This is a genomic window from Agrococcus carbonis, from assembly GCF_900104705.1.
GTDB classification, from domain to species: Bacteria; Actinomycetota; Actinomycetes; order Actinomycetales; family Microbacteriaceae; genus Agrococcus; species Agrococcus carbonis.
In genome coordinates this window covers 2,116,193-2,137,992 of record NZ_LT629734.1, presented here as the reverse complement: position 1 = coordinate 2,137,992, position 21,800 = coordinate 2,116,193, and the positions used below count along the sequence as shown (strand labels likewise).

The window sequence follows — 21,800 nt, the reverse complement described above, 5'->3', positions numbered from 1 at the left end:
GAGCGGCTGTCGTCGGCGTCCCGGAGCCGACGAGCCATCAGCGGATGAGCCGACCAATCGCTTGCGAGGCCTCTCGGATCTTCTCCTCGGCGACGTCGCCGCCGGTACGGGCGGCGTCGGCGACGCAGTGACGCAGGTGATCCTCGAGCGATCCGACAGCGACGTTCTGCAGCGCGCCCGTCAGAGCGGAGATCTGCGTGAGGATGTCGATGCAGTACTGCTCCTCGTCCACCATGCGCTGGATCCCGCGTGCCTGACCCTCGATCCGGCGGAGCCGGGAGAAATACCGGGTCTTGTCGGTGATGTAGCCGTGCTCGCAGGCCGTCTCCGCCGTCGTTGTGCTCATGATGTCCTCCGGTCCGAGTGCGCTCATTGATGAAGGATGGCACGGGCCATCGCCTCGGGCCGCAGGTCGAGGCGACGGAGCAGCTGCGCGTTCAGCGCCACGACGATGGTGGAGAGCGACATCAGGATCGCCCCGACGGACATCGGCAGCACGAACCCGACCGGTGCAAGGACTCCCGCAGCCAGCGGCACGGAGAGCAGGTTGTAGCCTGCTGCCCACCAGAGGTTCTGCTTCATCTTTCGATACGCAGCCCGGGAGAGCTCGATCACCGAGAGCACAGACCGCGGGTCGTCGCTCGCGAGGATGACGCCAGCGGATGCGATCGCGACATCCGTGCCAGCGCCGATCGCGAGCCCGACATCCGCCTGGGCCAGAGCCGGGGCGTCGTTGACGCCGTCGCCGACCATCGCGACCTTCCTGCCCTCGTGCTGCAGCTGCTGCACCTTCGCGGCTTTGTCTTCCGGGCGCACGCCGGCGAAGTACCGGTCGATGCCGAGTTCCTCAGCGACCGAGCGCGCCACTGCTTCCGCGTCCCCTGTGATCATGACGACCTGCGCGTGACGCGCGTGCAGCGCCTCGATCGCTTCGCGCGACTCAGCACGGATCTCATCGGCGAGCTTGAGCGCGCCGATGACGTTGCCGTCCTGCACGACGTGGAGGATGATCGCCCCATCAGTGCGCCACTGGTCCGCGGCATCCAGCTCTTCCGCGCGCTCCTCGGTCAGCAGGTGCGGGCCGCCGACGCGAACGATCGTGCCGTCGACGGTCGCGGTGACTCCGACCGCCGGGGACGAGGAGAAGTCACGGCTGCGCGGGACGGTGAGATCTTTGGCCTCGGCTGCCCTGACGATCGCTTTGGCGAGCGGGTGCTCGCTGTCGGACTCAGCCGCCGCGGCCAGGGCAAGCACGTGATCGGGCTCATGTCCGTCGACGACGGCGATGTCGGTCACCGTCGGCTCACCCTTGGTCAGGGTGCCGGTCTTGTCGAACAGGACGGTGTCCACGGTGCGCATGCTCTCGAGCGCGAGGCGATCCTTGACGAGCACGCCGCCGCGGGCGGCACGTTCCGTCGCGATGGAGACCACAAGTGGAATGGCAAGGCCGAGCGCGTGGGGGCAGGCGATGACGAGCACGGTGATGGTGCGGATGACTGCTGCGTCAGGAAGGTCCACGAGCGACCAGACGATCGCGGTGATCGCGGCCGCGGCGAGCGCGAACCAGAACAACCATCCGGCGGCGGTGTCGGCGAGGCGTTGCGCTCGGGAGGAAGAGTTCTGCGCATCCGTGACCAACCGCTGGATGCCCGCGAGGGCGGTGTCGTCACCGGTTGCAGTCACCTCGATACGCAGGCCCGAGTCGGTGGCGACGGTGCCGGCTGTGACGGACTCGCCGACCGTGCGCGTGACCGTCTGCGATTCTCCGGTCACCATGGATTCGTCCATGGCAGCACGCCCATCGACGATGCTGCCGTCGGCGGGCACGCTTCCGCCGGGACGTACGACGACGACATCTCCGACGGCAAGGTCGACAGGCCTGACCGTGACGACGCTGTCGCCTTCCACGCGCTCGGCCTCATCAGGGAGCAGAGCGGCGAGCGAGTCCAGCGCGCTGGTGGTCTGGGCGAGCGAGCGCATCTCGATCCAGTGCCCGAGCAGCATGATCACGATCAGGAGCGCGAGCTCCCACCAGAAGTCGAGCTCGTGATGCAGCAGTCCGAGACTGGCACCCCACGAGGCGATGAAGGCGACAGTGATCGCAAGCCCGATGAGCAGCATCATGCCGGGCTTGCGCGCCCGCATCTCGCCCACTGCGCCGGTCAGGAACGGCTTGCCGCCCCACACGTACATCACTGTGCCGAGCACCGGGGAGACCCAGTCCAAGCCGGGGATGTCCGGCAGCGTGTAGCCGAGGATCATGGCGAACATGTCCGAGAGCGCGACGGTCGGGATCGCCAGGGCCAGCATGATCCAGAACAGTCGACGGAAGTGCCCGACGTGGTCGCCATGGCCGGCATGACCGCCGTGGCCACCGTCCTCCTCACCGGTGTGCCCATCGTGCGACGTGTGATCGCGGTGACCGTCGGCTGTGGCGACGCCGTTCGTCGCTACGGCTGCGTGACCACCCATGCGGTCGTGCGCGTCCGCTGACTCGTGGTGCAAGTGAACCTGCTGAGGTTCCGCATCGTTGCTTCCCTGCTCTCGCGGGTCGGTCATGTCCCATCCTCTCTCATCCGGGGCGACCGCGCCGGACCTCGTGACGACATGTCCGGCACGGTGCGGCTCAGGCTGCGGAAACGTACTTCGCGGGCTCGGCGTCGAACAGGGGTCCGCAGGCGGCGCAGCACAGGTAGTAGCGAGTGCCCTCGTAGTCGCGCACGAGACCGGCGGCCTCGGCGTCTGCCTTGAGGATGGTGCTGCCCACCATCACAGGGCACTCAGCGATGTCATCCGCAGGCACGTCGTGCCCATCGGCGCTGTGGCTGTGGCTGTGGCCGTGGCCGGCGCTGTGGCTGTGGTCGGCACTGTGGCTGTGGTCGGCACTGTGGCTGTGGCTGTGATCCTCCTGGTGCTCGTGGTGGTCGTGGTTACCGATGGTCTCGGGCATATGGGTGATCCTCTCAGTGGTGGGTGTCGACTGCTGCTGACCGTGTGGCAGGTCGCGGCGCGGTCGTGACGGTCGGTGCGGGATCCACCGCCTCGCTTCTGAAGCTGCGGAGGCGGAGGCTGTTGCCGACGACGAAGACGCTGGAGAACGCCATCGCCGCGCCGGCGAGCATGGGGTTGAGCAGGCCGAGTGCCGCCAGCGGGATCGCGGCGACGTTGTAGGCGAACGCCCAGAACAGGTTGCCCTTGATGGTGCGGAGCGTCTTGCGGGAGAGCCGGATGGCATCGGCGGCGCTGCGCAGGTCGCCGCGGACGAGCGTGAGGTCGGAAGCCTCGATCGCGACATCCGTGCCGGTGCCCATCGCGAGTCCGAGATCGGCTTGAGCCAGCGCGGCCGCATCGTTGACACCATCGCCGACCATCGCAACGGCCTTGCCCTCGCGCTGCAGTCCTGTGATGACGTCGACCTTGTCCTGCGGCAGCACCTCAGCGATCACGTCAGTGATGCCGACCTCGGCGGCGATCTGCTCCGCGACCGCCTGGTTGTCGCCGGTGAGCAGGACGGGCTTGAGCCCGAGTCGCTTGAACTGCGCCACGGCAGCAGCGCTCGTCGGCTTGATGGTGTCGGCGACGACCAGCACGCCGCGCGCGTGCCCGTCCCACCCGACGGCGATCGCGGTCTTCCCCTGCTGCTCGGCAGCGGCCTTCGCGTCGGCGAGCTCGGCGGGCAGGTCCAAGGACCAGTCGGCCAGCAGCGAGGCTCGGCCGACGATCACTGCGTGCCCCTCGACGACGCCCTGCACGCCCTTGCCCTCGATGTTCGTGAAGTGCTCCGGAGTAGGCAGTGTGCCGAGCTCCTGCGTGGCGGCCTTCGCGACGGCTTGGGCGATCGGGTGCTCGGAAGCGTCCTCCAGGGCACCGCCTAGACGGAGCAGCTCGGTCCGGTCAGTGCCCACGGCGGTGTGCACGTCGGCCAGCGTCATCTTGCCGGCGGTGACGGTGCCCGTCTTGTCGAGCACGATGGTGTCGATGCGGCGTGTGGACTCGAGCACTTCCGGACCCTTGATGAGGATCCCCATCTGCGCGCCGCGACCCGTCCCCACGAGGAGCGCGGTGGGCGTCGCGAGGCCGAGCGCGCAGGGGCAGGCGATGATGAGCACGGCCACGGCCGCGGTGAACGCGGCGGCGGCGGGGAAGCCTGCGCCGAGCCAGGCGCCGAGCGCGCCGACGGCGATGACGATCACGATCGGCACGAAGATGCCCGAGATCGTGTCGGCCAGTCGTTGCACCTCGGCCTTGCCCGACTGCGCGTCCTCCACAAGCTTGGCCATCTGGGCCAGCTGCGTGTCGGAGCCGACGCGCGTTGCGCGCACGACGAGGCGGCCGCCGGCGTTGACGGTGGCCCCGGTGACGGCATCGCCTTCAGCAACCTCGACCGGTACCGATTCGCCGGTGAGCATGGAGACGTCGACGGCAGACGTGCCGGCAATGACGGTGCCGTCCGTCGCGATCTTCTCGCCGGGGCGCACCACGAACTCGTCACCGACGGCGAGGTCCTTGGTCGGGATGCGGATCTCGGCGCCGTCGCGCAGCACTGCGACGTCCTTCGCGCCGAGTTCGAGCAGCGCGCGCAGCGCCGCGCCGGCCTGTCGCTTGGATCGCTTCTCGAAGTAGCGGCCGGCCAGGATGAACATCGTCACCCCGGCGCCGACCTCCAGGTAGATGTTCGCGGCGCCGTCGCTCGGCGCGATGGTGATCTCGAACGGGTGCGTCATGCCCGGCACCCCGGCGGTGCCGAAGAACAGGGCGTAGAGCGACCACAGCAGCGCCGCGCTCGTGCCCATCGAGATGAGCGTGTCCATCGTCGCGGCCCCGTGACGGAGGTTCGTCCACGCAGCCTTGTGGAACGGCCACGCTCCCCAGACGATGACCGGCGCGGCAAGCGCGAGCGAGAGCCACTGCCAGTAGGTGAACTGCAGTACAGGCGCCATCGCCATGGCGATGACGGGGACTGTGAGCACGACGGACGCGACCAGCCGGTGCCGCAGACTCACCAGCTCCGCATCCGGCGCTTCGCCCTCGTCCGCCGCAGAGGGATGCTCCGGGGCGGGAAGTGCTGCGGTGTAACCGGTCGTCTCAACCTCTGCGATCAGCAGCGCGGCATCGAAGTCTGCGGGTGCCGAGACGCTGGCCTTCTCGGTCGCGTAGTTCACCGTGGCGGTGACGCCGTCGAGCTTGTTGAGCTTCTTCTCGATGCGCATCGCGCACGATGCGCACGTCATCCCGCCGATCTCCAGCTCCACGCTGGAAGCCGCGGGCGGCGGCTGCAATTCAGTCATGATCGTCCCCTCGTCCGTGCGCCAGGCGCATCCGGGCGTCGTTGCTGGTCAGTGACCGTCGTGGTCCGCTTCGTCCTCGGTCTCGGCCGGCTCGTCTGTGCCGCCGGCGCCCCCCTCGCGGGGCGACGCGTCGAGCACGAACTGCGCGGTGTGCACCTGCCCGTCGACCCGGAAGTCGAGGTACAGCAGGTATCGGCCCGCAGTCGGGGTCTCCGCGGTGAACGCCACCTCGGGACCGGCGAGGTCACCAGCCTGCGGCTCGTCGCCGTGCGCATGCACGTGCAGGTAGGCGAGGTCGCCCTGGCGGAGCGCGACCAGGTGACCGAAGGCGCCGAGGTACGGCTGCAGCTCGGTGACCGGCTCACCATCCCGGGTGACGTCGACTGTCAGTTCACTTGCCCCACCCGCCTCCAGCTCGCCGCTGATCGTCACGTCGAAGCCGCTGACGCTGTCGCGCTGGCTGACACCCGCCGCGGGTCGTGGCTCGAAGTCGCCGGTCACGTCGATCATGCGGGAGAGCGTGACGGCTGTGCCGTCAGCAGCGGTGAAGTCGGCATACACCCTGTAGCTGCCAGCGGCATCCCAGGTCCACGGCATCGACCACGTCCCCGTCCCCGGGTCGAGCTCGGGATGCACGTGCCTGTACTCGGTGCCATCGGCGCGGACCGTGATGAGGTGCAGGTCCTTGCCGTGGGCGGTGTCAAACCCGGTCACCGGCTCGCCGTCGCGATCGAGGATCTGGAACGAGAGCGCGCTCGTCTCGCCCGCCGCAGCGGGAGCCTCGATCGGTCCGATCGCGAAGCCCGATCGAGCGAGGGACACTCCCATCACGTCATCCTCCTCATGTTGCGCGGATTGCGACGGGGTCACCTCGCCGGCGGCCGACCCGCGGTGATCGGCCATGTCGCGCTGCGACCATGTGGCTGCAGCGTCATCGGGGACCACCGCATTGGCGATGGCGAACGTGCCGCCGAAGGCGAGCACGAGGCCAGCGCCGTAGATGCCCAAGCGGGCAGCCGTGCTCATCGGAGCGGTGCCGCCTCGTATCCAGCCTCGTCGACGGCGGCGAGGATGGCGGCGTCGTCGATGGGCTGCGATCCTGTGACCACCAATCGACCGGTCTGCGCGCTCACCTCGACACTTTGGACACCCTCGACCTGCTCGACCTCACCGCGGATCGCCACCTCGCAGTGGCCGCAGCTCATGCCGGTGACCTGGAACTCGGTGATGGTCATGGTGACTCCCTCTCGCTAGAGCAGATACCCCCGGGGGGTATTAGTCTTGGCTCGACGATATACCGAGCCGGGTACGCGGTCAAGAGAGGAGTCGAGCGCGATGAGGCGATGGAGTCAGCTTTTGCGCGTCGGCAGGAGCCGAGCTGCACCTGGTCGCACGATCGGACGCGCCGCTCACGCACGCACTCGGACGCCCGATCGCGACGCGGCTCCGCGGTCTGCACGCAGCGCACGTCGATGTCCGCATCGGACGAGCCGTGGTCGCGCTGCAACCGTCTGGCTCGCAAACGAACGTGAGGCTCGACGACGGCAGCGAGCTGCGGTCGGATGTGGTGATCGCGACGCAGGGAACCGTCACGGACTGCGGTCGCCGACACGTCCCACTCGCGTGAAGGCAGCATCGTCACGACCTTCTGTGACGGCGGGCGCGCGACCGGTGCGGTCGGCCTGTCGGCGGCCCGCGAGATCTTCGCCATCAAGGCTGGTCTCGCGGGCCGCCGATGACCCGACTCCGACACTTGCAGGCGTCAGGAGACGAGAGGCTGCCAACTCTGGCCGAGATCACTGCTGCGCTGCAGCCCGGACTCCGTCGCGACGATCAGGTCCCCGCTCGGGAGGAGCGTCAGCGCGTGGATCTGCTCAGGCGTCGTGCCCACCGGCACCCACTCCCCGCCGGGTTCTAAATGCCACACCGTGCTATCCAGGGCGACGCCGACACTCGCATCGTCGCCACCGGCGAGCAGCACGAGCGGAGGAGCATCCTCGTCCGCCTGGAAGCTCTCACCGCCGTCGGTGCTGATGCTCAGGCCGGTGATGCTCGTCATCAGCAGCCCGTCGGTCGTGGCGAGCAGATCGAACGGATCAGCGGCCGCGCCCTCACGCCACGACGTGCCCATGTCGTCGCTGATGAGCATCTGGCCCGCGTGGGCCCCGATCACCGCGCCCGCGGCCGGGTCGTAGGTGAGCGCGTGGAAGTCGGCGATCCCCTCGAGCGATACAGAGTCCCATGTCTCTCCGCCATCGAGGCTCTGGATGAGACCGAGGTTCGGTCCCTCCAGGTGCTGGGGACCCGACGCCCCCGGATGGCCCGAAGCGAGCAGTCGGTCATCAGCGCGGGTCAAGCCCATGAGATCGATGACGTGCTCGCCCACTGGACCCGCGACGTCGCCAGACTCGAGGTCGACGGAGAACAGGCCGTTGTGGGTGCCGACGAGCAACGATTGCCCGTCGTCACTCGGCACGAGCTGGTGGATGTGGTTGTCCGTCGTGAGCGATGCCGCGGTCGCGCCTGCGGGTGCGCACCCCGTGGCGACGAGCAGGACCGTGGCCGAGAGCGCAGAGGTCGCGGCGAACCGCCGGGAGCGGGGTGTTCGAAGGATGTGCATAGACCGTTCTTCTCGATGCAGTGGCTGATGGCGGGGAGCGCTCGCAGCGGATCGCTGCGGCGGCGATCGGCGTGGGGCGCAGCGACGGCCGCCCCACGCCAGGTCGTCACAGCTCGTCCAGCAGCGCCTCCATCTCGGCGATCTCGGTCGTCTGGTCGCTCATGATGCGCTCTGCAAGCTCGACAGCGTCGGCGTTCTCGCCTGCGTCCACCTCGGCCTGCGCCATCTCCACGGCGCCGTCGTGGTGCACGATCATCTGCTCCAGGAACAGCCGCGACGCCTCCGGTCCCGGCGCTTCCTCGAGCGCCTCCATGTCGGCCTCCGACATCATGCCGCCCATGCCGGATCCATGGTCCATGCCCTCATGGTCCATGCCCCCCATGGAGTCCATGGGCTCTTCGCCCCAGGCCTCCAGCATCGAGTTCATGCGCTCGATCTCCGGCTGCTGCGCCTCCCTGATGCGCTCCGCGAGATCGGAGACACGCTCATCGACGTCGGACTTGGCCAGCAGCGTGTCGGCCATCTCGATGGCCTGCTGGTGATGAACGATCATGTTCATCGCGAACATCACATCGTCCTGGTTGAAATCTGTCGCTTGCTCGCTTCCGCTGCCGTTCTCCGTCGGGCTGCTTGACGCCGTAGGGTTCGTGGCGGGCTCAGATGCGGCGGAGCAGCCGGTGAGAGCGAGGGCGATCGTGAGCGCGCTCGCTGCGAGCGCGCGCTTGGGTGCATACATGGTGTACTTCTCTCTGTCAGTCAGGATCTATGGGTAACCGAGTTGCGGCTGCCGTGACGAGCCGCGCCGGCTCCATCAAGTCCGACTGATCGAGAGCGAGATGAGGGAAGGCGTGGGTACGAACTGCGCGGGGAGTGCGAAGGAGCGGGTCGGTGGCGCGATCGTTCGCAGGAACCACCGCGCTGGGGAGGCCGGCAGCAGCGACGTGAGCGCCAAGAGCGCCAGGACGCAGCTCACCGCCATCAGCCCGAGCTCGTCGCACCCGGTATCGCCGCAGTGCCCGACGGCCGGCGTCTGATCTTCACCCATCGAATGCGAGACGGACTCTGCGGGGGCAGCATCGTGAGCGGCGTGAGTGCCGCCGCCCAGCACGTGCATGCCGAGCAGACCGACCAGCACGCCGGCCACGGCCAGCACCAATGCGAGCAGGATCCGCGCACGGGGAGCGGCGCCAGCTGGTCTGCTGCTGAGCGCGCGCATGGATGCCCCCGTTCCCACTCCACCAGTCTACCGCTGGCGCAGCGCGCGGCACGGCTCCTGGCGGGCGCCTTGCCCTGAGGTTGTGCGGCATTCCCTGTGCGAGCTCTTGGTCCTAGGCGCCATGCATGCTCGAGGTGGCCCTTCGAGCACAACCGATCAGGGCGGCACAGGTGTGGTCAAGAAGATGCGGCGTCTCGCGATGCGCGTTCACCCCAGGATGGCGAGAAGGTCGGCGCATGCACGCTCACACCGCCGGCACGCCTCCGCGCACACTCGGCACGGCTCGTGCATCTGCGCGTGCTGCTCACACTCGTCGGCGCACGCAGTGCACGTCTGCGCGCATTCGAAGCACGCTTCGATGCGCCGAAGGGGGTGTCCTCGAGGGGACTCGCACGTCGATCTCTTCGCCACGCTCCCCGTCTCGGTTGGATGCGGATGACGTCCACCACGGGTGCATCCGGCTCGAGACCGCCCGGCTGGACGAGACCTGATACTCGGACTTCACCCGCGACGGCCAGTCGTCGAGCGCTCGACATCCAGCTCCTGGCGGCTTCGGCGCGAGGCACGGAACTGCTGCAGTTCGAGCTCGATCGGCAGCATGGCAACGCCGGGCCCACCTGCTCGCACGAAATCGCTGAGCGCGGTGTTCAATTCGCGGTCGTTCACACCGCCGACCCACACCTGCTCGCCATCGCGGGCGCCTGGCACCACCACGACGACGTTCGAGTGCTCACAGGCCTCCAAGCACTTGCTCGGCGCGACCCGGGCTGAGCCCCCGATCCTGTCCCTCATCTGACGCAGCAGCCCGACGTGATCGACGTCAGGATGCTTCGCTCGACTGCCGCAGTCGCCGCCACGGCAGACGACCACAGTCAGCGCATCCGCATCGACACCGCGATCGCGCTGCTTCTTGTTGCTGGGCGCCATACGGACACCGTATCTGGCGATCACCTTGGCCACCTGGTTGGACTTCCAGGAAAGTCGAACGGCCCTGCTGCCCCATGACCCGCGAGGAAGCAGTGCCCGTTCTGGGCTAGTGCCCCTGGAGGGACTCGAACCCCCAACCAGCTCCTTAGGACGGAGATGCTCTTCCATTGAGCTACAGAGGCCAGGCGCGACGAGTCTACCCGCGCGCCCTATGCGGAGCGCCCGCCCCCGATCAGGGGCGGGCGCCTCGCGTGCGAGGCTCAGCTCACGTGACGTCGTAGAAGATCGGCGTCGAGCCGCCGATGTCCACGCCGGCCACGACGGTGTTGTAGCCCGACCAGCCGCCGTGCACCGCGCGATCGCCGCCGATGTAGATCCCGATGTGCGCGCGGCCGGTGCCGCCGTTGGCGTAGTAGATGATGTCGCCGGGCGAGGCCTGCGACCTGGGGATCTGCGGCCCCAGGCTCGACAGGTTGTTCATGCCGGTGTACGTGAGGCCGGCTGCCGCGATCGCGCGGCGCACGAGCGCGACGCAGTCCTGACTGACGCCCACCTGGGCGAGCGCGGCGTCGGCGATGACGCTGCCCGACGCGCCGGCCGGTGCGGCCGACGACGCGGCGTCCGCGCCGCCTCCGGTGCCCGCGGTGCCGCGCGAGGCGGCGGCTGCCGCTGCCTCCTCCTGCTGGCGCTCGGCCTCGGCCTCGGCCGCGGCCTGCAGCTCGGAGCGGATCGCCTGCAGCTCCTCGGGCGTGGTCGCCTGGATCTCGAGGCGCGCCTCGGTGAGGCCGCTCTCGCCGGCGGTCACGACGCCGGAGACCGTCTGCGCGTCGCGCGCGACGAGCGCCGACAGCGACTCCTCGCTCCCCTGGTCGGCGCCGGATGCGAAGGCCGGCAGCGCGAGCGGGGTGGCGAACGCGGCGGCGACGGCGATCACGCCGACCCGACGAGCGTTGCGCACGATGGTGGCGCGCGAGAAGCGCTTGCCGCCATCGGGCTCCATGCCGGTCATCTCGGTAGAAGTCGTCACTGGTTCATGCTCCAAAGTTCGTGATCGTTGTCGCACCGCCGGGGCGGCACAGGGGACTACGTTACCAAATCGTTATCGGTTTGTCACCAGGCGCTCAGGCTCAGCCGAAGCGCCGCACCTCGGGGGTGCCGAAGGCGGCGACCATCGCCGAATAGCTCGAGTACTTCACGGGCTTGCCGCTCGTCGCGGCGTGGATGATCCGGTCTCCGCCGACGTGGATGCCGACGTGCCCGCTCCACACCAGCAGGTCGCCTGCCGCGACCTGCGACGCGGGCACCGGCGTGCCGTAGCCCGCCTGCGCGTTCGACGAGTGCGGGAGGTAGTGGCCGGCCTGGCCGTAGACCCACATCGTGAAGCCTGAGCAGTCGAAGCCGGTCGACGGGCTCGAGCCGCCCCACACGTAGGGAGCGCCGAGCTGCGACTGGGCGATGCCCACGATGCCGCTGTTGGCCGGGATGCTGACAGGTGCCGCGGCGGCGGGCGCGCCGGCAGCGTTCGCCGCCACCTGCTCGCGGGCCGCGGCGAGCTCGCTCTGGCGCTGCTCCTCCGCCTCGCGGGCCTCAGCGCGCGCCGCCTCGAGCTCCTCGGCGGTCGTGCCGGAGATGCCGTCGCGGCCGATCGCCTCGACGCGAGCGTCGGTCGCGACCGTGACGGTCTGCGAGTTCTCCGCGACGACGCTCGCGAGCTCCTGCTGCGAGAACTGCTCGCCCTGCGGCGAGAAGGCCGCGGCGGGCAGCGAGAGCGCGCCCACGAGCGCCGCGGCGATGCAGACGACGCCGATGCTCTTGGCGCCCTGGCGCATGCGGCCGACAGCCGGGCGGGCGTGGCTCGTCGGGACGGCCACGGCCGTCGAGTGCTGCTTCATCAGAACGGTGTTCCCCCAGGACTTCGTGCAAGCCCCCGCACCGCGAGGTGCAGGGCTGACCCGGGGAGACTAACCCACCGTTACCAATCCGTCACAATCGGCGCGCAGGGTACCGGCGAGCCTGCACGCCGCCTCCACGAACCCTGAACGCGCGGGCTCCTCGCGCAGCGTCAGGCGTCGAGGTAGATGTGCTGCGCGAGCTCGAGCGGCAGGTCGATCGCGCCGTTGCCCGCGACGGCGAGGCGGATGCGTCCGGCCGCCTCCGTCACCTCGACGAGCGCGCCGGGCACGACGCCCGCCGCCTGGAGCTCGGCGAGCCCCTCGACGTCGAACTGGATGGGTTCCCCCAGCCGCCGGACGACCCGCGCGCCCCGCGCATCCGTCGCCGGGACGACCCCGTGGAGGAACGGCGCGGCGGGCTGCAGGCCGAGCTCCTCGAGCCCGGGGATCGGCGTGCCGTAGGGCGACTCGGTCGGGTTGCCGAGCAGCGCGAGCAGCCGGCGCTCGACCTGCTCGCTCATGACGTGCTCCCAGCGGCACGCCTCGTCGTGCACGAGGCTCCAGTCGAGCCCGATGACGTCGGCGAGCAGCCGCTCGGCAAGGCGATGCTTGCGCAGCACGCGAGTGGCGAGGGCGCGCCCCTCCTCGGTGAGCTCGAGGTGGCGGTCGGCGCCGACGATGACGAGGCCGTCGCGCTCCATGCGCGCGATGGTCTGCGAGACGGTCGGGCCGGAGTGGTTCAGGCGCTCGGAGATGCGAGCCCGCAGCGGCACGATGCCCTCCTCCTCGAGGTCGAGGATCGTGCGGAGGTACATCTCTGTCGTGTCGACGAGATCGGTCATCCGCACCTCCCTCTCCTGCCGCGCGTCCGCTGCTCCACCCTATTGCGGCGCGCTCCTAAGATCGTCCTGTGAGCGACATCGTCATCCCCGCCGACCTCCTGCCCGCCGACGGACGCTTCGGCTGCGGCCCGTCGAAGGTGCGGCCCGAGCAGGTCGCGCGCCTGCAGTCGAGCATGGACCTCCTCGGCACGAGCCACCGGCAGGCGCCGGTCAAGTCGCTCGTCCGCTCGGTGCGCGAGGGCCTCGCCGAGCTCTTCGCCCTGCCCGACGGCTACGAGGTGCTGCTCGGCAACGGCGGGTCGACCGCGTTCTGGGACGCCGCGGCGTTCGGCCTCATCGAGCGCCGCTCGCACCACCTGGCCTTCGGCGAGTTCGGCGCCAAGTTCGCGAAGGCCGCGGCCGCGCCGTGGCTCGAGGCGCCGTCGATCGCGACGGCCGATCCCGGCTCGCGCCCGACGCTCGAGCACGTCGAGGGCGTCGACGTCGTCGCCTACCCCCACAACGAGACGTCGACCGGCGTCTTCCACCCGGTCGTGCGCGGCCAGTCGGATGCGCTCACGGTCGTCGACGCGACGAGCGCGGCGGGCGGCCTCGCCGTCGACGTCGCCGAGAGCGACGTCTACTACTTCGCGCCGCAGAAGAACTTCGCAGCCGACGGCGGCCTGTGGCTCGCGCTCGCATCGCCCGCGGCGATCGAGCGCATCGAGCGCATCGCCGGCTCGGGCCGCTACATCCCCGAGTTCCTCTCGCTGCAGCAGGCCGTCACGAACTCGCGCCTCGACCAGACGCTCAACACCCCCGCGCTCGCGACGCTGCTGCTGCTCGACGAGCAGGTGCAGTGGATGCTCGGCGCCGGCGGGCTCGATGCCATGACCGCGCGCACCGCGGAGTCGTCGGGCACGCTCTACGCGTGGGCCGAGGGCCGTGCCGAGGCGACGCCGTTCGTCGCCGACCCCGAGCACCGCTCGAACGTCGTCGTGACGATCGACTTCGACGAGTCGGTCGACGCGGCCGCGCTCGCGAAGGCGCTGCGCGCCAACGGCGTCGTCGACACCGAGCCCTACCGGAAGCTCGGCCGCAACCAGCTGCGCGTCGCCACCTTCGCGGCGATCGAGCCGAGCGACGTCGAGCAGCTCACGCGCTGCCTCGACTTCCTGCTCGACCGGCGCTGAGCCGGGCCGCGGCGCGCTGCGACGCGGGCGTGCTCGGGCGCGCGCCCGAGCACGGCGTCAGGGGCGGGTGGATGCGGCGTCAGCGCGCGTCGTCGGGCTCGGCGTCGGCCTCGGGTCCGTCGGCGACAGCCTCGAGCCCCTCGCCGTCGACGTCCGGCTCGCCCGCCTCGTCGTCCCAGGCCGCGGCCTCGACGTCGAAGTCGTCGTCGAAGTCGTCCTCGAGGTCCTCCTCGAGATCGGACTCGAGCTCGTCGTCCTCACCCTCGAGCTCGTCGTCGTCGGCACCGGCGGCCTCCTTGGCCGCGAGGTAGTCGGCGAGCCGATCGGCCCACGGCACCCACGCGGGAGCGAGCAGCGACGTCTCGCCCGGCAGCAGCGCCACCTCGAGCACGGTCGGGCCGCCCTCGAGCCCGCGCGAGAGCAGCACGGTCCAGCTCCAGTCGGGGTATCCGGCGAGCGTCGACGCGTGGCGGATGGCGACGACCTGCGCGGGGCCGCGGCCCGGCTCGAGCAGCGCGTCCCGCACCTCGCCGACGGCGCCCTTCGGGGCGACCTCGTCGAGGGCCGCGAGCGCGAGCTCGAGCTCCTCGAGCGTCGGCGTCGTGGGCTCGGGCTGCGGCGCGGGGGCCGCCGCCTCGGGGGCGGGCTCGGGCTCGGTGTCGGCCTTCGACGCGGGCGCAGCGGTGCCCGTCGTGACCGTCTCGTCGGCGACCTCTCCGCTCGGCTCGGCCGACGCATCCGCCACCGGCTCGGCCGGCGCCTCGGACGGGGACGGCACCGACCGCGGGTCGGTCACGTGCGCGGCGACCGCAGCGGGGTCGACGCGCTCGACCGAGGCGTCGACGTCGTCGGGCTCGGCGTGACGGTGCTCGTGCGCGTGCTCGTGCCGCTGCTCGTGCTCAGGCGTCGAGGTCATCGGCGACCCTCCGCAGCATCTGCGCGACGGTCGATCCGTGCGCGGCGCTCGGGTAGCGGCCGCGACGCAGGTCGTTGCCGATCGTGTCGAGCAGGCGCACGAGGTCCTCGACGATGATCGCCATGTCCTCGGTGTCGCGGCGCGCGGCCTTCACGGCGCTCGGCCCGATGAGGCGCAGCGAGAGCGCCTGCGGGCCGCGGCGGCCGTCGGCCACGCCGTACTCGACCTTCGCGCCGGGCTTGACGTGCACGCCCTCGGGCACCGCCGACGCGTGCAGGAACACCTCGCCGCCGTCGTCACCGGCGATGAAGCCGAAGCCCTTGGCCTCGTCGAAGAACTTCACCCTGCCCGTCGGCATGACACCCTCCCGCTGCAGATCCAGGCGGCGTGCTGCCGCTCGCCCCAGCGTAGCGACGTCGGCGCGCGCCCCGTGCCCGCGATATCCTGGGCGGATGCCGAAGGCCAGCAGCAACCCGACGCAGCGCCCCAGGAAGCGGGCGCAGGTCGGCGCGCCCGAGCCGCGCCCGGTGCGCGAGGCCGTCGAGCGCGTCCTCGCCGTGCTCGTGGTCGTCTTCGGGGCGATCGCCGTGCTCGGCTTCGCCGCCACGCTCGCGCACGTCGCATTCCGCGACGGCAACCCGTTCTTCGCGGGCGTGCTGTGGCAGTGGGCGTACTGGCTGCCGCTCGTCGCGCTGCCGGTCATGATCGTCTGCGTCGTCGCGCTCGTCGTGCTCAGCGCCTCCGGCAAGGCCCGCCGGCGCTGATGGACGTGGTCGAGCTCGCAGCCCGCATCCAGGCGATGCCGGACGACGCGCTCGACCTGCTGGTCGTCGAGCGGCAGGCGCCGGCGCAGCTCGGCTCGACCTTCGACCTCGCCGAGCACCTCGTGACGGATGCGTCGATCGCGGCCGCGCTCCGGTGGCGCACGGCGTCCGAGCTCGCCGCACTCGCCCGCGGCGAGTCGACGCCGCGGCTCGACGCGCTCCTGCTCGGCGTCGACGGCGCGGCGCTGCCCCGGGTGCGCGCCCTCGCCGCTGCGGCCGAGGTCGTCGACGCACCGCAGGCCGAGCCGATCGAGAGCCCGACGGCGCCGCAGACGGCGATCGACGAGGCGATCAAGGTCTCGGAGCTCGTGCACCGCGTCGCCGACGCTCCCATCGTGCTGCGCAGCCGCGCGCAGCTGCCGGCCGCGACGGGGCGCGAGCTCGCCGCCGCCGTCGACGCCGACCCCGCCGAGCTCGAGGAGCGGCTCGAGCCGGCGCTGCTCGCGGGCCTGCTCGACCGCAGCGACGGGCGCCTGCGCGCGACCGTCGACGCCGATGCTTGGCTCGCCGCCCCCGTGCCCGAGCGCTGGTCGGCGCTCGCCGAGGCGTGGCTCGCCGCGACCCCCGACCACGCGGCGGTCGCCGCCGAACCGCGCGCGCAGTTCCCGCTCGCCGACGCCGCCGCGCTCGCGGTGCGGCAGCGCCAGCACCGGCAGGCGCAGCGGCTCGGGCTCGCCGACCGCGGCGCCCCCACGACGCTCGCGGTCGACCTGCGGGAGCGGCCCGACGCCGCGCGCGCGGCGCTCGCGGCCCACGTACCCCCGGCCACCGCATCCGTCTACCTGCAGCCCGACCTCTCGGCGGTCGCGCCGGGGCCGCTCGAGGCCGCGGTCGAAGCGCGGCTGCGGCGCATCGCGCGCGTCGAGCGGGCCGGGATCGCATCGCACTGGCGCTTCACGCGGCAGTCCGTCGCCGCCGGGCTCGCCGCCGGCGACGACGTCGACGACGTGCTCGCCTTCCTCACCGAGGCGTCGCTCACCGGGCTGCCGCAGCCGGTCGCGTACCTCGTGCGCGAGACGGCCGCGAAGTTCGGCTCGCTGCGCGTGCGGCCCGTCGACCCGATCGCCGAGGGCGGCGCGCGGTCGCAGGCGCGCAGCGACGACGAGCAGGTCATCCGCACGATCGCGGTCGACCGCGCGCTCGTGAGCGCCGGCCCGCGGCAGACCGGCCCGCATCGCGTCACCTTCCGCACGAGCGCCGAGGAGGCGCTGCAGGCGCTGCTCGAGGAGCGCTACCCCGCGGTGCTCGAGGACGACGAGGGCGAGCTCGTGCTGCGCGCGCCCGAGCGCGCGCCGCGGCCCGTGCGCGAGCGCCACCGGCTCGTGGCGCGGCTGCGCGACGCGGGCTTCGAGGTCGGCGACCAGGAGCGCGCGTGGCTCGAGCGGCAGCTCCAGGGCGCGATCCGCGAGCGCGTGCCCGTGCGGCTCACGGTCGCGACCGGCGACGAGCCCGTCGACGTCGAGCTCGTGCCGCTCGCCGTCGCGAACGGCCGACTGCGCGCCCGCGACGCCCGCCGCGACATCGAGCGCACCCTGCCGCTCAGCGCCATCACGAAGGTCGCGGGCCTCGGCGTCGCGACCTGAGCCCGGCCCGCGCGAGCCGCGCGGCGCACCCGAGCCCGTGCCCGCACCCGTGCCCGCGCCGCCGCTCGAGGGGTACGCTGGAACGCTATGACTCTTCCCGGCCCGCTGATCGTGCAGTCCGACCGCACGGTGCTGCTCGAGGTCGCGCATCCCGACGCGACCGCGGCGCGCCAGTCGCTGCAGGTGTTCGCCGAGCTCGAGCGCGCCCCCGAGCACATCCACACCTACCGCGTGACGCGGCTCGGCCTGTGGAACGCGCGCGCCGCGGGCCACACGGCCGACGAGATCATCGCGACGCTCGACCGGCACGCGAAGTTCCCCGTCCCGACCGGCGTGGCCCAGGACATCCGCGAGACCATCGGCCGGTACGGCCGCCTCGTCATCGAGCGCGACGACGAGGGCCTCGTGCTGCGCAGCGACGACCGCCCCGTGCTCGAGGAGGTGCGGCGGTCGAAGAAGATCCAGCCGCTGCTCGCCGGCCCCGCGGCCGACGGCATCCGCGTCGTCGACTGGGCGCGCGGGGAGCTCAAGCAGGAGCTCGTGAAGCTCGGCTGGCCCGCCGAGGACCTCGCGGGCTACACGCCCGGCACGCCGCTCGAGATCGACCTCGAGGAGGACGGCTGGTCGATGCGGCCGTACCAGGCGGATGCGGTGGCCCACTTCGCCGCCGCCGGCTCGGGCGTCGTCGTGCTGCCGTGCGGCGCCGGGAAGACCATCGTCGGAGCCGGCGCGATGGCCGCGACCGACACGACGACGCTCATCCTCGTCACCAACACGGTCTCGGCGCGCCAGTGGCGCGCCGAGCTGCTCGCCCGCACGAGCCTCACCGAGGACGACATCGGCGAGTACTCCGGGCAGACGAAGGAGATCAAGCCGGTCACGATCGCGACCTACCAGATCCTCACCGTCAAGCGCGGCGGCGAGTACGCGCACCTCGGCGTGCTCGACGCGCTCGACTGGGGCCTCATCGTCTACGACGAGGTGCACCTGCTGCCCGCGCCGGTGTTCAAGCTCACCGCCGACCTGCAGGCGCGCCGCCGCCTCGGCCTCACCGCGACGCTCGTGCGCGAGGACGGCCGCGAGTCGGACGTCTTCAGCCTCATCGGCCCGAAGCGCTTCGACGCGCCGTGGAAGGAGATCGAGCAGCAGGGCTTCATCGCGCCGGCCGAGTGCTTCGAGGTGCGCATCGACCTGGACGAGGACGAGCGGCTCGAGTACGCCGCCTCGGGCGACCGCGACCGCTACCGCATCGCCGCCTCGAGCCCGCGCAAGATCGAGACGGTGCGCCGCGTGCTCGCGCAGCACCCCGACGAGCCGACGCTCGTGATCGGGCAGTACCTCGACCAGCTCGACGAGCTCTCGGCCGCGCTCGGCGCTCCCCTGCTCACCGGCGAGACGCCTGTGGCCGAGCGGCAGGAGCTGTTCCAGGCGTTCCGCGAGGGCACCGAGCGCGTGCTCGTCGTCTCGAAGGTCGCGAACTTCTCGGTCGACCTGCCGGATGCGTCGCTCGCGGTGCAGGTGTCGGGCTCGTTCGGCTCGCGGCAGGAGGAGGCGCAGCGCCTCGGCCGACTGCTGCGGCCGAAGGGCGGCCGCACGGCGAGCTTCTACACGATCGTCGCGCGCGATACCGTCGACCAGGAGTTCGCGCTCGGCCGCCAGCGCTTCCTCGCCGAGCAGGGCTACGCCTACACGATCCTCGACGAGCACGAGCTCGGCGTCGCCGACCGCGCCACGGCCTGACGCGTTCCGCTCGCGTTCAGGAAACGCACAGCGCACCACCAGAGACTGGAGCCATGACTGAGCCCAGCGCCAAGATCCTCGTCGTCGACGACGAGCCCCACATCCGCGACCTGCTGACGACGAGCCTCCGGTTCGGCGGCTTCGACGTGCGGGCGGTCGCCAACGGCGCCGCCGCCATCTCGGCCGTGCTCGAGGACGAGCCCGACCTCATCCTGCTCGACGTGATGCTCCCCGACATCAGCGGCTTCGGCGTCACCAAGCGCCTCCGCGCATCCGGGTTCGCCTCGCCCATCTTGTTCCTCACCGCGAAGGACGACACCGAGGACAAGATCACGGGCCTCACCGTCGGCGGCGACGACTACGTGACGAAGCCGTTCTCGCTCGACGAGATCATCGCCCGCATCAAGGCGATCCTCCGCCGCACGATGGCCGAGACCGACGACGCCACGATCGACGTCGGCGAGCTCTCGATGAACCAGGACACGCACGAGGTGAGCGTCGCGGGCGAGGAGATCGAGCTCTCCCCCACCGAGTTCAAGCTGCTGCGCTACCTCATGCTCAACGCCAACCGCGTGCTCTCGAAGGCGCAGATCCTCGACCACGTGTGGGAGTACGACTTCAACGGCGACGTGGGCATCGTCGAGTCCTACATCTCCTACCTCCGCCGCAAGATCGACGATCGCGTCGAGGAGCCGATGATCGTGACCAAGCGCGGATTCGGCTACATGCTGAAGTCGCCGAAGTAGGTGCGCGCGGCCATGGCCCGCCTGCTCGGCCGCATGTCGCTGGCCGGGCGGATCACGGCGCTCATCGTCGTCGTCATGATGCTCGGGCTCGCGCTCGCGGGCGTCGGCACGCTGTCGATCATCCGCGACGCGCAGACCGCCGAGGTCGACCGCGAGCTCGAGCAGGCGATGCGCGCCTTCACGAGCGAGGAGGTCACGCGCTCGGACTCCCCCGAGCAGTGCGACCTCGCGCAGCGCATGCCCAACACGTACTACCTGGGCGTCGCGGATGCCGCGGGCACCATGCTGTGCGACAACAAGCTGCCGAGCGCCATGAACCCCGACCTCAGCGGCCTGTCGATCGCGACGGTCGCCGAGGAGGACGGCGCCTTCACGCTGCTCTCGATCGACCGGCAGACGCGCTGGCGCACGATCGTCGCGCCGAGCACGGTGCAGGGCACCGGCGAGCTGCTCATCTCGGTCGTCGCAGTCGACCTCTCGGCGACCGAGTCCGCGACGGCGACCTTCACGCTCGTCTTCGCCGGCTTCTCGGTGCTCGCGACCGTGCTCGGCGCGGCCCTCACGCGCATCCTCGCCGTCTCGACCTTGCGGGGGCTGCGCAAGACCGCGGCCGAGGCGCAGCGCTTCGCCGACGGCGACTACGACACCCGGCTCACGGGCGAGCACCCGCGCACCGAGGTGGGCTCGCTGCAGCTCTCGCTCAACACGATGCTCGATCGCATCGAGGCCGCGATCGAGCAGCGCGACGAGTCGGTCGCGCGCATGCGGCAGTTCGTCGGCGACGCGAGCCACGAGCTGCGCACGCCGCTCGTCGCCGTGCGCGGCTACGCCGAGCTCTACCGCATGGGCGCGATCTCGAAGCCCGAGGACGTCAAGAACGCGATGGAGCGCATCGAGGGCGAGGCCAAGCGCATGGGCCGCCTCGTCGAGGACCTGCTGCTGCTCGCGCGGCTCGACGAGCGTCGCCCGCTCGACCTGCAGCCGCTCGACCTCGTGCCGCTCGTCAACGACGCCGCGAGCGACACGCGCGTGAGCTCGCCCGACCGCCCGGTGACCGTACTGGCGATCGACGCGGATGCGCTCGCTCCCGTGGCGGGCGCGGCCGTCCCGACCCCGCAGGGCTCCGGCGTCTTCACGCCGCCGCCGCTCACGCCGCCCGCGATCGTGCAGGGCGACGAGCACGCGCTGCGGCAGCTGCTCTCGAACCTCATCGGCAACGCCACCCGCTACACGCCCGACGGCACGCCGCTCGAGCTCGGCGTCGGCGTCTCGGTGCAGCGGCGCGAGGCCGTGATGCACGTGATCGACCACGGCGAGGGCATCCCGCCGGAGCTGCGCAAGCGGGTCTTCGAGCGCTTCTTCCGCGCCGATGAGTCCCGCGCGCGCGACACGGGCGGCACGGGCCTCGGGCTCGCGATCGTGCAGGGCATCGTGCGGGCGCACTCGGGCCGGCTCGACGTCGTCGAGACACCGGGCGGCGGCGCGACGTTCCGCATCGCCATCCCGCTCGCCGACGACGAGTCGGTCATGGCGCTCAGCCGTCGGCTGCGGCCCGAGTCGGTGTCGACGACGAGCGGCGATCCACAGGTCGCCTCGCACCGCCGCGGCTGATCCGCCGCTTCCCCTACCGTCTGCGCACGAGCGCGGATGCGCCGCGCAGGAACGAGGGGATCATGAGCAGGTACGTCGTCGACGCCGACGCCATCCACGGCGCGCACGTCGCGGTGCGGGGCACCGCGAGCCGCGTGCAGTCCGAGGTGACCGCGATGCACAGCCAGCTGCAGGCGCTGCAGGACTCGTGGAGCGGCCAGGCCTCCGTCGCCTTCCAGGGCGTCGTGCAGGACTGGCGCGCCACGCAGCTCCGCGTGGAGGAGTCGCTCGCGGCCATCAACGAGGCGCTCGCGCACGCGGGCCGCACCTACGACGAGGTCGAGCAGGGCAACCTGCGCATGTTCGCGGCGTAAGCCCGTCCCGCCGGTCGAGGAGCGCGCGCCGCTCCCACGCTGGTCGAGTAGCCCGACGGAGTCGGGCGCA

24 protein-coding genes and 1 tRNA gene are annotated in these 21,800 nt (G+C 71.2%); 8 read left to right on the top strand and 17 right to left on the bottom strand.

Annotated elements, in window-relative coordinates; genetic code table 11:
- Positions 1-37: 37 nt before the first annotated feature.
- The 4 genes from BLT67_RS10345 to BLT67_RS10330 form a co-directional block, all read right to left on the bottom strand.
- A complete protein-coding gene (locus tag BLT67_RS10345) occupies positions 38-373 on the bottom strand; it encodes a metal-sensitive transcriptional regulator (RefSeq protein WP_269456964.1) in 336 nt (111 codons plus the stop codon).
- Entirely contained in the window at positions 370-2,559 is a 2,190-nt protein-coding gene (locus tag BLT67_RS10340; RefSeq protein ID WP_231945470.1) for a heavy metal translocating P-type ATPase, read from the bottom strand. The genes BLT67_RS10345 and BLT67_RS10340 overlap by 4 nt, the downstream gene beginning before the upstream one ends.
- Before the next feature lie 67 nt (positions 2,560-2,626).
- A complete protein-coding gene (locus tag BLT67_RS13870; RefSeq protein ID WP_092666941.1) occupies positions 2,627-2,950 on the bottom strand; it encodes a YHS domain-containing protein in 324 nt (107 codons plus the stop codon).
- 13 nt (positions 2,951-2,963) lie between these two features.
- Positions 2,964-5,231: a heavy metal translocating P-type ATPase gene (locus tag BLT67_RS10330; protein ID WP_407922523.1), complete on the bottom strand. Its 2,268-nt coding sequence runs from the start codon at positions 5,229-5,231 to the stop codon at positions 2,964-2,966.
- Here BLT67_RS10330 and BLT67_RS13760 point away from each other — a divergent pair.
- Entirely contained in the window at positions 5,203-5,343 is a 141-nt protein-coding gene (locus BLT67_RS13760; RefSeq protein ID WP_231945468.1) for a hypothetical protein, read from the top strand. The two genes, BLT67_RS10330 and BLT67_RS13760, sit on opposite strands and share 29 nt — an antisense overlap.
- Here BLT67_RS13760 and BLT67_RS10325 read toward each other — a convergent pair.
- The 11 genes from BLT67_RS10325 to BLT67_RS10275 form a co-directional block, all read right to left on the bottom strand.
- Positions 5,337-6,314 carry a heavy metal-binding domain-containing protein gene (locus BLT67_RS10325; protein WP_092666939.1) on the bottom strand — a complete coding sequence of 326 codons (978 nt, stop codon included), beginning with the start codon at positions 6,312-6,314 and terminating at the stop codon, positions 5,337-5,339. The two genes, BLT67_RS13760 and BLT67_RS10325, sit on opposite strands and share 7 nt — an antisense overlap.
- On the bottom strand, positions 6,311-6,523 hold the full coding sequence (locus tag BLT67_RS10320) for a heavy-metal-associated domain-containing protein (protein WP_092666938.1): 213 nt from the start codon (positions 6,521-6,523) through the stop codon (positions 6,311-6,313). Before BLT67_RS10320 ends, BLT67_RS10325 begins: the two co-directional genes overlap by 4 nt.
- Before the next feature lie 527 nt (positions 6,524-7,050).
- Positions 7,051-7,908, bottom strand: coding sequence for a WD40/YVTN/BNR-like repeat-containing protein (locus BLT67_RS10315; RefSeq protein ID WP_092666937.1), 858 nt, complete (start codon positions 7,906-7,908; stop codon positions 7,051-7,053).
- Between the two features lie 106 nt (positions 7,909-8,014).
- A complete protein-coding gene (locus BLT67_RS10310) occupies positions 8,015-8,644 on the bottom strand; it encodes a DUF305 domain-containing protein (RefSeq protein ID WP_092666936.1) in 630 nt (209 codons plus the stop codon).
- Positions 8,645-8,719: 75 nt separating this feature from the next.
- Positions 8,720-9,124: a DUF6153 family protein gene (locus tag BLT67_RS10305; protein ID WP_157674321.1), complete on the bottom strand. Its 405-nt coding sequence runs from the start codon at positions 9,122-9,124 to the stop codon at positions 8,720-8,722.
- Between the two features lie 207 nt (positions 9,125-9,331).
- Positions 9,332-9,535: a four-helix bundle copper-binding protein gene (locus BLT67_RS13755; protein ID WP_231945467.1), complete on the bottom strand. Its 204-nt coding sequence runs from the start codon at positions 9,533-9,535 to the stop codon at positions 9,332-9,334.
- A 90-nt stretch (positions 9,536-9,625) separates the two neighbouring features.
- Positions 9,626-10,051: a hypothetical protein gene (locus BLT67_RS10295; RefSeq protein ID WP_092666933.1), complete on the bottom strand. Its 426-nt coding sequence runs from the start codon at positions 10,049-10,051 to the stop codon at positions 9,626-9,628.
- A gap of 110 nt (positions 10,052-10,161) precedes the next feature.
- Positions 10,162-10,233 (bottom strand) — tRNA-Arg (locus BLT67_RS10290).
- Between the two features lie 83 nt (positions 10,234-10,316).
- Positions 10,317-11,078: an NlpC/P60 family protein gene (locus tag BLT67_RS10285; protein WP_157674320.1), complete on the bottom strand. Its 762-nt coding sequence runs from the start codon at positions 11,076-11,078 to the stop codon at positions 10,317-10,319.
- Between the two features lie 100 nt (positions 11,079-11,178).
- Positions 11,179-11,943 carry a C40 family peptidase gene (locus tag BLT67_RS10280; protein WP_092666931.1) on the bottom strand — a complete coding sequence of 255 codons (765 nt, stop codon included), beginning with the start codon at positions 11,941-11,943 and terminating at the stop codon, positions 11,179-11,181.
- 170 nt (positions 11,944-12,113) lie between these two features.
- On the bottom strand, positions 12,114-12,785 hold the full coding sequence (locus BLT67_RS10275) for a metal-dependent transcriptional regulator (RefSeq protein ID WP_092666930.1): 672 nt from the start codon (positions 12,783-12,785) through the stop codon (positions 12,114-12,116).
- A gap of 68 nt (positions 12,786-12,853) precedes the next feature.
- Here BLT67_RS10275 and serC point away from each other — a divergent pair, with 68 nt between their 5' ends.
- Positions 12,854-13,957: a phosphoserine transaminase gene (gene serC, locus BLT67_RS10270; RefSeq protein WP_092666929.1), complete on the top strand. Its 1,104-nt coding sequence runs from the start codon at positions 12,854-12,856 to the stop codon at positions 13,955-13,957.
- Positions 13,958-14,036: 79 nt separating this feature from the next.
- On the opposite strand, the gene BLT67_RS13750 is transcribed toward serC, so the two are convergent.
- Both BLT67_RS13750 and BLT67_RS10260 read right to left on the bottom strand, forming a co-directional pair.
- Positions 14,037-14,873 (bottom strand): DUF3027 domain-containing protein, encoded by an 837-nt coding sequence (locus BLT67_RS13750; protein ID WP_092666928.1) that lies wholly within the window; start codon positions 14,871-14,873, stop codon positions 14,037-14,039.
- Entirely contained in the window at positions 14,857-15,231 is a 375-nt protein-coding gene (locus BLT67_RS10260) for a cold-shock protein (RefSeq protein ID WP_092666927.1), read from the bottom strand. The genes BLT67_RS13750 and BLT67_RS10260 overlap by 17 nt, the downstream gene beginning before the upstream one ends.
- A 94-nt stretch (positions 15,232-15,325) precedes the next feature.
- On the opposite strand from BLT67_RS10260, the gene BLT67_RS10255 reads away from it, so the two are divergent.
- From BLT67_RS10255 to BLT67_RS10230, 6 genes are all read left to right on the top strand, one after another.
- Positions 15,326-15,637, top strand: a complete 312-nt coding sequence (locus tag BLT67_RS10255) for a hypothetical protein (RefSeq protein WP_092666926.1) — start codon at positions 15,326-15,328, stop codon at positions 15,635-15,637.
- Positions 15,637-17,280 (top strand): helicase-associated domain-containing protein, encoded by a 1,644-nt coding sequence (locus BLT67_RS10250; protein WP_092666925.1) that lies wholly within the window; start codon positions 15,637-15,639, stop codon positions 17,278-17,280. Before BLT67_RS10255 ends, BLT67_RS10250 begins: the two co-directional genes overlap by 1 nt.
- 87 nt (positions 17,281-17,367) lie before the next feature.
- The gene (locus BLT67_RS10245) at positions 17,368-19,020 is read left to right on the top strand and encodes a DNA repair helicase XPB (RefSeq protein ID WP_092666924.1); all 1,653 of its coding nucleotides are present in this window, start codon (positions 17,368-17,370) and stop codon (positions 19,018-19,020) included.
- Between the two features lie 53 nt (positions 19,021-19,073).
- Complete coding sequence (locus BLT67_RS10240; protein WP_092666923.1) at positions 19,074-19,766, top strand: response regulator transcription factor; 693 nt, start codon at positions 19,074-19,076, stop codon at positions 19,764-19,766.
- Positions 19,767-19,778: 12 nt separating this feature from the next.
- Positions 19,779-21,377, top strand: coding sequence for a sensor histidine kinase (locus tag BLT67_RS10235; RefSeq protein ID WP_092666922.1), 1,599 nt, complete (start codon positions 19,779-19,781; stop codon positions 21,375-21,377).
- A gap of 62 nt (positions 21,378-21,439) precedes the next feature.
- Entirely contained in the window at positions 21,440-21,730 is a 291-nt protein-coding gene (locus BLT67_RS10230; RefSeq protein WP_092666921.1) for a WXG100 family type VII secretion target, read from the top strand.
- Positions 21,731-21,800 lie beyond the last annotated feature (70 nt).